We start from the raw sequence: 11,760 nt of genomic DNA on the forward strand, positions 1-11,760 counted from the left end.
TTTATTGGTGATTTGATTTAATCAAATACACGGGTGGGAGAGGGAAACACAAGTAAGAAGGGAATAAAGTGAAAACGAAAATTAATTTTGATTTTCAGGCTCACGATACTTCACTGAAGAAAGAAATTCTTGCAGGCATTACATCATTTTTTACGATTGTTTATATTGCAGCGGTTAACGCGTCAATCCTTGCTGATGCAGGAATTCCTTTCGAAGCAGGAATGATTGCAACAGTCCTGACGTCAGTGTTCGGCTGCCTGTTAATTGGTTTTTATGCAAATGCACCGATTATCCTCGTACCAGGAATGGGTGTCAATGCGTTCTTTACGTATACAATGGTTGAATCAATGGGATTAAGTTGGGAGGTGGCGCTTGCTTCCGTCTTTGTTGCAGGGATTCTCTTTGCAATCACGGCATTCACACCACTTTCAGGTGTCCTGTCGAAGTCAATCCCAAGATCATTAAAAGAAGCCATTACTGTCGGAATAGGTTTGTTCTTAACATTTATCGGATTACAAAAAGGTGGCATTGTCGTTTCTAGCGATTCGACTTTTGTAGAACTTGGAAACCTTGGATCCGCTCATGTTATGGCAACTCTTGTAACGCTTGCAATAGCAGCTATTCTGTTTATTCGAAATGTAAAAGGTCATTTCTTAATTAGCATGCTTCTCGGGACAGCACTTGCCTGGTCACTTGGCTTAATTTCAACCGGAAAACAGGAAAGTTTCTCTTTTTCCTCATACGGAGCTGTCTTTGGAGCGATGTCATTCGATGATATTCTTATGCTCCCTTTCTGGATCGCAACCTTTTCAATGGCGATGATTCTTGTTTTTGAGAATATGGGCTTGCTTCACGGCTTACTTCCAGATCAATCGAAATTCGATAAATCTTACAAAGCAAATGCCATTTCAGCTATCTCGTCTGGACTTTTCGGCACAAGTCCTACCGTTTCAACTGTCGAGAGCGCCTCAGGTATTTCTGCAGGAGGTCGTACTGGTTTAACGTCCATCACAACAGGATTATTGTTCTTAACGTCTCTCTTTTTCATACCTGTCTTCAAGATGATTCCTGATTCTGCGATCGCCCTAGTTCTTATTATTATAGGCGGACTGATGATCACATCCATTCAGAACATCTCTTTACAAGATTTCTCTGAAGGGTTTCCGGCGTTCTTAATCATAGTGATGATTCCACTCACGTATAGTATTGTAGACGGTATTGCATTTGGCTTTATTGCCTATCCTTTTCTTAAAATTGCTTTAGGAAAAGCAAAAGAAGTTCCTGTTCCAATGTATATTATCGCGAGTTTATTTTTCATTAACTTCTTTTTGCATACGATCTAAGATTAACGTTATAAAAGTATGAATGAAACCTTCCTTGTTGGGAGGTTTTTTTAATATCCATCACTACATCCAAATATTGTGTGATAAGCTTGAAAAGGTGATGAAATTGACGAATATGAAAACAGCTTTTCTTATACTATCCATTCTTCTTATCTCTGCTTGTCAGCAACGAGAAGCCCAACACTCCTTTTCTGAAGCATCCTTCATTAAAAGACCTATTCCCCATATGCATCGTGAAGTGCCAACCGAACTAATTCGTTCAAAATACGAAACGCTTAAGCCGAATGAATGGGGTGAACGCGTCACAGGGGTCCAAACGCACTTTGAAACATCAGAAAAAGAAATCGCTCTTACCTTCGATGCATGTGGTGGACCACATGGCAATAACGTCGACCGTGAACTTATCAGATTTTTAAAAGAAGAGCAGGTCCCTTCAACCCTTTTCATTAATAGCAGATGGATTGAAGAAAACACCAAACTATTTCAGCAGCTCGCTACTGATCCGCTATTTCAGATTGAAAATCATGGCACTCATCATCAACCTCTATCTGTAAACGGTAATTCCGCGTGGGGTATTTCAGGAACGGGTTCAGTCAAAGAAGTGATTGCGGAAGTCAAAGAAAACCAGAAGAAAATCGAACAACTTACAGGATCGAAATCAACTTTGTTTCGGTCAGGAACGGCCTATTACGATGAAGTGGCAGTTCAAATCGCTAAGGATCTTGGTATACAAATTGTAAACTATACCATTCTTGGAGATGCTGGTGCGACTTTTTCAAGCGGACAAGTGAAAAACGCTCTTATGACGGCCAAACCTGGCGATATCGCTTTGTTACATATGAATCAACCAAAAAAGTGGAACGTCAGAAGGCGTGAAACAATCCGTTCCTATTCTCCAAGAGAAAGGTTTTACCTTTGTTCAACTTCACAACCAGAATTTGCAGTGACTACAATTGTTCTGAATGGTCACCTTATGAATGAACAACTAATAAGGGGTGACAACACATGAGTCAATCAAAAGGCCAGCGTGAAAGGCAATTTCGAAAAAGAAAAGAAGCGCAAAACCCACACGGCAAGATTAAGTCGCTTGAACAGCTTGCTAACGAAACACCGAATAAACCTTAGTTCGATTAAACTCCTTCTAATATGGGTAAAGGCAAGTAGAGTAAGAAAGGAGTTTGTTTTATGAATGAAATGACGGTATCTGTATCCGGCATGAAAGGTGAAGACTGCATTCAACGCATTGAATCTGCGCTTCTCTCTTTAAACGGTATCGATCGAGCTCTCGCCGATCTGAATGAAGAAACAGTGACCATTGTATATGATGAAGATGCCGTTGGTCCATCGGCAATCATGCAAACAATTGAAGACGCTGGCTATCAGCCTTCGTAGCTTCGTTAGAGTCTGTGCAACTTGCAGGCTCTTTTTTTAGTGACGATATTCTACATAGATCAACAAAAAAACTCGAATTCTTTCCTATGAACTTTCAATCTTCGCATTTTCATGGTGGTAAGGTATAACTATGCGCTAATGAAAAGTTAAGGAAAGGGGTGGCGTGAGTGGATCACACTAACCTGAAAGTCGAAAAAAAACTCCCTCTAATGCCAGAACATTATCCATCACCTTGCTCATTAGAGGAATACAACGAGTTAATCGAGAAGCTTGAAGCTTTAGCTTATGAAAATAAAACACTCAGTACCGTTCATTATCTTGTAGCAGGTGTAGCACATGAAATCAAAAATCCTCTTACCATCATGAAAGGTTTTCTCCAGCTCATTAAACCCGATTTAGATAAATTACAAAAAAACGACATAGCTGATTTACTATTATCAGAAATCCATCGAACCAATACATTGATTGAAGAATTCCTTCAAGCTGCACGTCCTATAGAACATATTAAAGAGCGTATTGATGTTGTTCCTTTCCTAAAAAATATTATCCTTCTTTTCCATAGCCAGGCGACTTTGAACAAATGTGATATTACTACGAATCTAAATCACTTTACAGAACCACTAGAAGTGACGTTCGATTCAGGACAATTTAAGCAAGTGTTCTTAAATATGATCAAGAATAGTATGGAGTCGATTCGTAGTAGCAATAAAGAAAGCGGAAAGATTTCATTATCAATTGCAAAGCGTCTTCACTCCGTTACGATCAAAATTAGTGATAACGGAGCTGGCATGGATACGTCCACTCAACAAAAGGTCTTCCAACCTTTTTATACAACAAAAGAAAAAGGAACAGGACTTGGCCTATTCCTCTGTAAACAAATTATTCAAAACCATAAGGGAACGATTAAGGTGAGTAGTGCTCCATCGTTTGGAACAACTTTCACTATTCAATTACCACTGACTCATTAAAATCCGACTTGTTCACTTTCTGCTGAAGTCGTTGCTCTCCTTCTGTTCTTATGGAGAAGCGCGTTAACCTCACCGCCTACGAGAAGAATGATGCCCGTTAAATAGAACCAGAGCATTAAGATGATAACACCACCAAGACTACCGTAAGTTGCTGAATAGTTACCGAAATTACTTACGTAAAAAGCGAATGCAAGAGAAATCACTTGCCAGCCAATCGTGGCTACGACCGCTCCAATAATAACCTCTTTAAATGGAAAGTGCTTATTAGGAGCAAATCGATAAAGAGCTGCCAGAATACACGCCATTATTCCTACAGCAATAACCCAACGTAAAATACGGAAAAGAAACTCAGTCGAGCTCGGAAGATTAAGTGTCGAAGTAACAGCATCTATAATGACGTCACCGAAAACAGGTAGAACAAGTGTGACAATAAAGACAAGTATAAGTCCAACTGTTAGGCAAATTGAAAGCAACCTAGCTTTAATAAAAGATCTCGTTTCTTCAACGTCATATGCAAGGTTAAGAGCCTGCATCAGAGCCATCATACCGTTCGATGCAGACCAGAGAGTACCCAGTAAACCAATCGTTAAGAGCCCTCCCTGCGGCTCACTTATGATTGATAGAACATTATCCTGAAGTATACTTCCTGTCTCTCCGGGAGCATATTTTGTGAGAAAATCCACTGCTTCCTGTTTATCAATCGATAAGTATGGAAGAATTGAAAGAATTAAAATAAGTAAAGGAAAAATCGAGAGCATAAAGTAGTATGCTAATTCTGCTGCAAGACTTGTTACACGATCTTCTCCTATTTCTTTACCTAATTTTTTAACGAATGCAATCCCTGACATCTTCACTAGTCCCCTTTCTACAGTTCTTCCCTTCCATTCCCTATTATGACTAACTGTAATCATCAACATAAAAAGGAAGCAGACACGTTGTCTGCTCCCTTTAGATCTTACCTTTTACTCTTAATTTAATTTCGAACATTCCATTTAAGGCGTTGTTGAATCCTGCTCTTCTTCTATAGCATTCATATTCCCATTTGGATCTTCAATTTGATCTTCTAGGTTCAAATGAGTTTTAAGCTCCGTTTTCGCCGTCGCTAGCGACTGATCATCCAGTTTGAAATAATAAGTCCCAGCCGGTTGAAAATCAGTACCTGTTAACTGTAGTTTTTCAATTGAATCGATTTTCGAAATAAATGGATAAAGTCCCAGAGCTTCGTTAAAGGTAAAACTCATCGTTAAGTTCTCACCGATACGATCTACTAAGTCCCCATACTTCGGAATAGAGGAAAGTGAACTGACTTTATCAATGGCTGCAGTAATCACTTCCATTTGGCGCTGACCACGCTTCAAATCTGAATCAGCCTTACGGGTTCTTGCAAAAGCAAGGGCCTCTTTCCCATTTAGCGTCTGCTCTCCTACTTCTAAATCAATTTTCCCTTTAGATTCCTTGTATAGTTGATCTGCGATAAGCTGCGAATCGATATTAACTTTGATTCCGCCCATTTCATCAATCACTGTTTTGAAAGCATCAAAATTAACTCTGACAACTTCATCAATTGGAATTCCTAACAAACCTTCCACTGTATCAATGGTCAAATCAATTCCACCAAAAGCATGAGCGCGAGTGATCTTGTCCATTCCTCTTCCAGGAATGTTAACATACGAGTCACGAGGAATACTAAGAAGCTTCATTGATTTATCATCTTGATTAAATGTGGCTACCATCATCGAATCACTGCGCCCATTCGATGTATCCTCTTCATCATCAACACCGAGTAATAACACAGAAAAATGATCTTTCCCCATATCAACTGCACCATTTCTAAGATCTGACTGGTTTCCACGTTCTGGCTCCATCACTGATTGGTCTGAAACGCTGGAAACTTTATAATAAAGGTATCCCGCATACCCACCAAAACCGACTATAATAAATAATAGAATGAATAGCGTTATTCTTAATCCACGTCGTTTTTTCTTAGGCTTATATCGACTTCGAGGTTCCATATGTTCATCATTCATAGAAAATTATCTCCTTCAATATAAATCTTCTTTTACTACATGCCTAGATCATTCGTATCATAAACCGAATGATCGTCGGTCTTTCGCTGACCGATTCCATTGTAAAAGGTTTATTCTGAAATAATCCTAACTATAAATGTATCACTCTTTATCACGACTTTCTACCTAAATATTTTACCAACTAGTTGGGAGTACTTTGTAATAATCTTAAGATATATGTAGAATACAATAAGAAGCTATAGAGAAAGGACAAACTCTAGTGCATATTAAAACCGAATCAATCCCCTGGATCATTATAGGAAGCTATTTTCTATTCGGCTCAGTTTGGATATTGCTTTCTGATACAATTCTGTATCACTTCTCTTCCGACTTCTTAGCAAATAAGCAAATTGGGCTATATAAAGGCTGGTTTTTTATTTTACTAACTTGTTTGTTTCTTTATTTCCTATTGAAACACCTTCTCTATAAAAATGAAGTTATGGAAAATCAGCTTCTTGAAAGTGAAGAACGATATCGGAGGCTTGTTGAATCTTCTCCTTATGCCATTTGTCTTATGGAAAAGGATGAAATCACCTATACAAACCGTACTGGACTCCAAATGGTAGGTGTTGACTCGATTCAAGACCTCTATGTTAATCGTCAATCACTTATCGCTAACTCGGAAGATACTGAGAGGTTCAAAGGCCTACTAAGTAAAATACACGCTCAAGAGGAACCGTCTTCTGAAACAATTGAATACCAATTGTTACGTTCAAATAACGAAGTCATAGATGTCGAATCAACGCTGATTCCAATTATATTCAATCACAAATCCACCACGATCATCCAAACTCGAGACATCACAGAACGAAAAAAAGCTGTGAAAGAACTTTGGGAAGCGAAACAACTCATACAAGCGATCATTAGCGCTTCTCCTATCGCCACTCTTGCCCTCGACATGGAGTCAAACATTCGACTGTGGAATCCAGCTGCCGAAAAAATATTTGGATGGAAAAGCGAAGAAGTGATCGGCAAGAAAAGCCCCATTGTTCCTGTAGAGGAAAAGGATATTACGATTCCTGAAATTATTGAATATGGACATATCGTAAATAAAGAAGTCAAACGGATGCGTAAGGATGGATCAGTCGTCTTTACAGCTTTGTTTACAGCGCCTATCCAAGATGAAAATGGTCAGATCAATGGGATCATGGCTGCGTTTATGGATATAACAGACAAAAAGAAGACAGAAGATGCTCTGCTAAAAACAGAAAAACTATCTGCTGTTGGCCAACTTGCCGCTAGCGTAGCTCATGAAATACGAAATCCTTTAACATCTGTCAAAGGATTCATTCAGCTTCTAAGTAGTGATAATGATTTTGCAGATAAGACGCCGTTCCTTTCCATTATGCTATCTGAAATTGACCGGATGGATTCGATTATTAAAGATTTGCTAGTCCTTGCCAAGCCTCAGGCTGAGCATTTTACATTTTTTAATGTAAATGCATTGCTTTCATATGTCATGCAGCTTTTAAGTACACAGGCATCTCTGTACAACATTTCTTTTATAACAGACTTCACTGAACGTCACGAATCTCTATATGGAGAAGAGAATCAGCTGAAGCAAGTTTTTATTAATTTAATCAAAAATGCGATGGAAGCGATGCCTGATGGCGGCGTATTACGATTAAAAACTGTAGTAAAAGACAATAGCATTAACGTGATCATCGTCGATGAAGGTGTTGGTATCCCAGAACACAAACTAAAAACACTTGGAGAACCTTTCTACACAACAAAAGAAGAAGGCACTGGTCTAGGTCTGCTATCTAGTTTTAAAATTATTGAGAATCATCAAGGAAAAATCGATTTTAATAGTACTGTCGGAATTGGAACCACTGTGACCGTTTGCTTTCCGATTGAACGTGAGACATGATAGGAATGAATAAAAAAATAGTCATTTCCGCTCGGATTTTGTCCATTTTTTGTGCTTCTAGCCATTTCTATGCTAAAATATCATTCGTCTCTTATTCTCGAATAAGCTTGACCTGAAGGAGGAAGCAACATTGCAAAAAACTAAAAGAAATGATCCCTGTCCTTGTGGCAGCGGCAAAAAATATAAAAAATGCTGTATGACATCTGAAAGTGCACAGGATCAATTAGAAGAACAGCTCTATACACAAGAACTATATACAATTCAAGCACAGCTTGTAGAGTATGCTATGAGTGAACATGATCAAAAAATGGTCTCTCTAGCAAATGATTTATTCAACCGTTTTGAAATCCCGAAAAACCTTGAGGAAGCTTATATGCACGGTATTTTCCCGTGGGCCATTTTCCATCAATCTCTTAACCAGTGGAACAAAACCATTATTAGAGAATATCTTCAACTTTATTCGCACACCTTCTCTACTGAGAAAGTTAAAGAAACTGTGAACGACTGGCGCGATGCATACATGTCTATTTATACAGTGGAAGAAGCATCAGGTCACACAGCGGTCGTAAAAGAACTCGGGTCAAACCAACCGATCAGTGTCCTTTTACATGAAGAAGTGATCCTTACTAGCGGAGAAAGTCTAGCAGGCATTCTTCTCCCTGTCAAAAATGGTGCCATGCCATTTATTGAACTTCTTAAAATCGCACCAGATGCTATGGAAATGGTGGAAAAGAAACTTTCATCAGAAGAAGCGAACTACAATGTTCGTTCCATGATGCAACGTGATTTCCCAGAAGTACTTAGTCAAATTGTGAAGCACGGCAACGGTTCAGAAGAATCAAACGAATCGATTGAAATGATTTGGTCTAGAAAAGAAGATGCAGAAGTAGCTTCACTCTTTATGGAGCAGGTTAGTGATGAGTACTCTCAGGAACAACTTCAAGAAATTCTTCGTTTTTGGAAGAAATATGCTGATGATGAAAAGCCTATTGTTAGAAAAGCTTCTATCTTTGCAGCATCTCTTGAATATCTTGCTGCCAAAGTTTATGACACTTCAATCAGCCAGAGTGCTCTTGCGAAAAAATATGGAACATCTGCTTCTAGTATTTCTAGTAAATATAAAGCCTTCCACGAACGCTTTATCCCTGTCATGAACTAAAATTAATGATCACACATTTAAGCTGGTTTAACCTTAAGCCAGCTTTTTCATTAATTTCGATTTACATATAAGATATAATAAAAGGGTTATGTTAAGGACCATTGTTGTTTTCAAATGCTTAATGCTCTGTGATAACCAATCGCTTCGAGCAAAAGGTAGAATCAACAATAGAAACGAACATGGCTAACACGAAAAAAAGGGGAACTGAAGTGACCGATCAAACATCTACTCAAAAAGTAGGAACTTATATACTTGAACAAGCCTTGGAGATTGCACAAAGTACATATGAACGTCAGCGCCAGGACCTTGATGACGCAGATTTTAATAATGAACCGAAACTTTCCATAAAAAACACGACCTATCTTATAAAATTGATTGGTAAAAGTCTTCAAAAAGACACTGTGAACGCATTTGCAGCAATCGAAGAATTTGGAGAAGAATCTGGCGAACTCGTTCAAGACGAAAATGAAATGATCATTTCTCTAATTGTGACTGTACCTCTCATTCGAGAAGCGATATGGGAGGCAATCGAACCAATCGTTGAAAATTTAAATATGAAACCACGGGATGTCATTCAATTACCAAGTAGGATAGATCCTCTTCTTGACCAGTTTGTGTATAGCTATGGGAGTTCTTATATCACTAGTAATCAGCAGCTTGAAACAAAATATAACTCGACTCTGGAAGAACTTTCTACACCGATCATTCCTATTATTCAAAATCTTGCTATTCTTCCACTTGTTGGTAATATTGATACGTACCGCGCAACACTAATCATGGAGAAAACGCTTGATCAATCTCGTAAACTTGAACTCGACCATATGATCATTGACTTGTCAGGAGTTGTGACAATGGACACGATGGTCGCAAAACACCTGTTTGACATAACAGAAGCGCTAAGCCTTATGGGAGTTCAGGTGACACTGACCGGCATAAGTCCTTCGATTTCGATTTCAGCTGTACAGTTAGGAATTGATTTACACAAACTAACCATCAAATCCAGTCTTCACAATGCACTTACTGAATTAGCCGTTCTTTCTAATCCTTCTGTTTAGTTCATTACGCTGTTCACAAATCTGTCATTCTTATCAAAAACATCCCATAATCCTCATATTTTCATGAAAGCCTGCTATACTTTAGTCATTCCAGAAAAGCTTTCTCCCAACCCGGAAAGCTTCTCTGGTTCCAACGTATAGTAAATTAATGCATCCCTTCCCTCCCCCGGGAAACCTCCTTATTTTAGTAAAGAAGAAGGCGCGTCAAAAGACGCGCCTTCTTCTATTTGCAGAAAAAACTTTATTAAAGTATATTATCATCATTCCAATAAAAACCAAATATTTTGTAAAATGTAGGAAGGAGGTAAGAAACATGTTAACTGTATCCATTATTCAAAAAGAGCTTGAACCGCTCCAAAATCCAGAGCAATCTAAAAAAATGGAAAAGTATATGCGAAATCAATTTCCTTTTCTCGGCATTAAGACACCAGAAAGAAGGAAAGCTGTTATTAATGCGCTTAAAATTCATGGAAAACCAGATCTCGATACCCTTAAAGAACTGCTTGAAAAGCTATGGGCATTACCAGAACGAGAGTATCAGAATGCCGCCCTCGATCTTCTTGACCGAGTCAAACGTTTTCCCAAAGACTATATCGATCTTATTGAGCAACTTATTATCACAAAATCCTGGTGGGATACTGTAGATGGACTTGCTGTCCATAGTGCAGGTATTTACTTTCAACAATATCCTGATCAAATTGCACCGATAACAGAGGAATGGGTGAACAGTCCAAACTTATGGCTAAACCGTAGTGCGCTTCTTTTTCAACTTTCTTATAAAGATTCCACAGATTTCGATCGACTCAAAAGATACATCCTACTACTCAAAGATTCAAATGAATTTTTCATCCAAAAAGCGATCGGCTGGTCGCTCAGAGAATATTCCAAAATAGATTCTGAAATCGTGAAAAACTTCTTAGAGAATTATACTTTACCCCCTCTTAGCAAACGTGAAGCTAGTAAGTTTATTAACAAGCAAAAAAAATAACCCATCTACTAGAGATGGGTTATCAATCTATTATTACTTACCAATAAACTGTTGTGTCCAAATATTTCCTTCTTCTACATAACCAACACCAATATGTGTGAAGCTACCGTTCATAATGTTCTTACGGTGTCCTTCACTGTTCATCCAAGCGTTCACAACTTCTTCTGGTGTTTGTTGTCCTTTAGCAATGTTTTCTCCAGCTGATTGATAATCTACGCCAAACTGGTTCATCATATCGAATGGTGAGCCATACGTTGGGCTATTGTGAGCAAAGTAGTTATTATCTCTCATATCTTCAGACTTTGCTTGTGCTACTTTACTAAGTTCAGTATCTACTTCAAGTGCAGGCAATCCAGCTTTTTCACGCTCTGCATTTGTAAGATTAACAACCTGTTGTTCAAATTCTGATAATCCTGTGTCTTCATTAGTTTCTTTAGCTGGTTCTGCCTGCTCTGTCTCTGGTGCAGGCGCTTCTTCTGGCTGTGCTTCAGAAGGTGTAGCTTCTTGAGCTTCGGCTTGTTCTTTAGCTGGCTCTTCAGAAGGAGCTTCAGATTTCTCAGCCTGCTCCTCTTGTGCTGGCTGTTCAGTATTACCTTGCTGTTGGAAAATCTGATCTAGATTAATAGAATCTTTAATAGAAATATTATATTGTTTTTCGAAACGATCCAGAATAGACTGCAACTCATTTATATTGTTGACCTGGAATGTTTGCGCATTAACTTCTGCTTTGACAGCGTGTTGGTCGCCTGTATTAGCAGAACTATTTGATGGGTTTGCTGCCAGCAGGGCTACTGCCGCTGTGACACCTAGAATAATTGACTTTTTCAATGTGATTCCTCCCTGATTGGTGAAATTTCTTACACACTGAGAATATCATAAGATTGCTAGTCTAAAAGACCATAATAACTTCCTATGCTAG

Annotated in this window: 12 protein-coding genes; 9 read left to right on the plus strand and 3 right to left on the minus strand. The window is 38.6% G+C overall.

The window, feature by feature from the left end; all coding sequences use genetic code 11:
- Positions 1 to 68: 68 nt before the first annotated feature.
- The 5 genes from ACIFPW_RS04260 to ACIFPW_RS04280 all read left to right on the plus strand — a co-directional run bounded on the left by ACIFPW_RS04260 (position 69) and on the right by ACIFPW_RS04280 (position 3,703).
- A complete protein-coding gene (locus ACIFPW_RS04260) occupies positions 69 to 1,343 on the plus strand; it encodes an NCS2 family permease (protein WP_430242260.1) in 1,275 nt (424 codons plus the stop codon).
- A gap of 115 nt (positions 1,344 to 1,458) precedes the next feature.
- On the plus strand, positions 1,459 to 2,352 hold the full coding sequence (locus ACIFPW_RS04265; RefSeq protein WP_430242419.1) for a polysaccharide deacetylase family protein: 894 nt from the start codon (positions 1,459 to 1,461) through the stop codon (positions 2,350 to 2,352).
- Positions 2,349 to 2,468, plus strand: a complete 120-nt coding sequence (locus ACIFPW_RS04270) for a DUF6254 family protein (protein WP_226612411.1) — start codon at positions 2,349 to 2,351, stop codon at positions 2,466 to 2,468. The genes ACIFPW_RS04265 and ACIFPW_RS04270 overlap by 4 nt, the downstream gene beginning before the upstream one ends.
- Before the next feature lie 60 nt (positions 2,469 to 2,528).
- Positions 2,529 to 2,735 carry a heavy-metal-associated domain-containing protein gene (locus ACIFPW_RS04275; RefSeq protein ID WP_430242261.1) on the plus strand — a complete coding sequence of 69 codons (207 nt, stop codon included), beginning with the start codon at positions 2,529 to 2,531 and terminating at the stop codon, positions 2,733 to 2,735.
- Between the two features lie 167 nt (positions 2,736 to 2,902).
- Entirely contained in the window at positions 2,903 to 3,703 is an 801-nt protein-coding gene (locus tag ACIFPW_RS04280) for a sensor histidine kinase (RefSeq protein WP_430242263.1), read from the plus strand.
- Here ACIFPW_RS04280 and ACIFPW_RS04285 read toward each other — a convergent pair.
- Positions 3,700 to 4,551, minus strand: a complete 852-nt coding sequence (locus ACIFPW_RS04285) for a YihY/virulence factor BrkB family protein (protein WP_430242264.1) — start codon at positions 4,549 to 4,551, stop codon at positions 3,700 to 3,702. The genes ACIFPW_RS04280 and ACIFPW_RS04285 overlap by 4 nt on opposite strands.
- A 144-nt stretch (positions 4,552 to 4,695) precedes the next feature.
- Positions 4,696 to 5,730: an LCP family protein gene (locus tag ACIFPW_RS04290; protein WP_430242266.1), complete on the minus strand. Its 1,035-nt coding sequence runs from the start codon at positions 5,728 to 5,730 to the stop codon at positions 4,696 to 4,698.
- 259 nt (positions 5,731 to 5,989) lie between these two features.
- Between ACIFPW_RS04290 and ACIFPW_RS04295 the strand changes: the two genes are divergently transcribed.
- The 4 genes from ACIFPW_RS04295 (at position 5,990) to ACIFPW_RS04310 (ending at position 10,841) form a co-directional block, all read left to right on the plus strand.
- Complete coding sequence (locus ACIFPW_RS04295) at positions 5,990 to 7,639, plus strand: PAS domain S-box protein (protein ID WP_430242268.1); 1,650 nt, start codon at positions 5,990 to 5,992, stop codon at positions 7,637 to 7,639.
- Between the two features lie 130 nt (positions 7,640 to 7,769).
- The gene (locus ACIFPW_RS04300; RefSeq protein ID WP_430242269.1) at positions 7,770 to 8,798 is read left to right on the plus strand and encodes an SEC-C metal-binding domain-containing protein; all 1,029 of its coding nucleotides are present in this window, start codon (positions 7,770 to 7,772) and stop codon (positions 8,796 to 8,798) included.
- A 209-nt stretch (positions 8,799 to 9,007) separates the two neighbouring features.
- Positions 9,008 to 9,853: an STAS domain-containing protein gene (locus tag ACIFPW_RS04305; RefSeq protein ID WP_430242270.1), complete on the plus strand. Its 846-nt coding sequence runs from the start codon at positions 9,008 to 9,010 to the stop codon at positions 9,851 to 9,853.
- A gap of 313 nt (positions 9,854 to 10,166) precedes the next feature.
- Positions 10,167 to 10,841, plus strand: a complete 675-nt coding sequence (locus ACIFPW_RS04310) for a DNA alkylation repair protein (RefSeq protein ID WP_430242272.1) — start codon at positions 10,167 to 10,169, stop codon at positions 10,839 to 10,841.
- Between the two features lie 33 nt (positions 10,842 to 10,874).
- Here ACIFPW_RS04310 and ACIFPW_RS04315 read toward each other — a convergent pair whose 3' ends face one another.
- Complete coding sequence (locus ACIFPW_RS04315; RefSeq protein WP_430242274.1) at positions 10,875 to 11,669, minus strand: CAP domain-containing protein; 795 nt, start codon at positions 11,667 to 11,669, stop codon at positions 10,875 to 10,877.
- Positions 11,670 to 11,760: the final 91 nt, after the last annotated feature.

The sequence above is a fragment of the Pseudalkalibacillus sp. NRS-1564 genome (genome assembly GCF_050467905.1).
GTDB lineage: Bacteria > Bacillota > Bacilli > Bacillales > Guptibacillaceae > Guptibacillus > Guptibacillus hwajinpoensis_B.

What these genes read in the sequence shown, in the direction of transcription:
- ACIFPW_RS04275 (WP_430242261.1), top strand. Translation starts at nt 2,529, where the DNA reads ATGAATGAAATGACGGTATCTGTATCCGGCATGAAAGGTGAAGACTGC.
- ACIFPW_RS04310 (WP_430242272.1), top strand. Translation starts at nt 10,167, where the DNA reads ATGTTAACTGTATCCATTATTCAAAAAGAGCTTGAACCGCTCCAAAAT.
- ACIFPW_RS04290 (WP_430242266.1), bottom strand. Translation starts at nt 5,730, where the DNA reads ATGAATGATGAACATATGGAACCTCGAAGTCGATATAAGCCTAAGAAA.
- ACIFPW_RS04265 (WP_430242419.1), top strand. Translation starts at nt 1,459, where the DNA reads ATGAAAACAGCTTTTCTTATACTATCCATTCTTCTTATCTCTGCTTGT.
- ACIFPW_RS04270 (WP_226612411.1), top strand. Translation starts at nt 2,349, where the DNA reads ATGAGTCAATCAAAAGGCCAGCGTGAAAGGCAATTTCGAAAAAGAAAA.
- ACIFPW_RS04285 (WP_430242264.1), bottom strand. Translation starts at nt 4,551, where the DNA reads ATGTCAGGGATTGCATTCGTTAAAAAATTAGGTAAAGAAATAGGAGAA.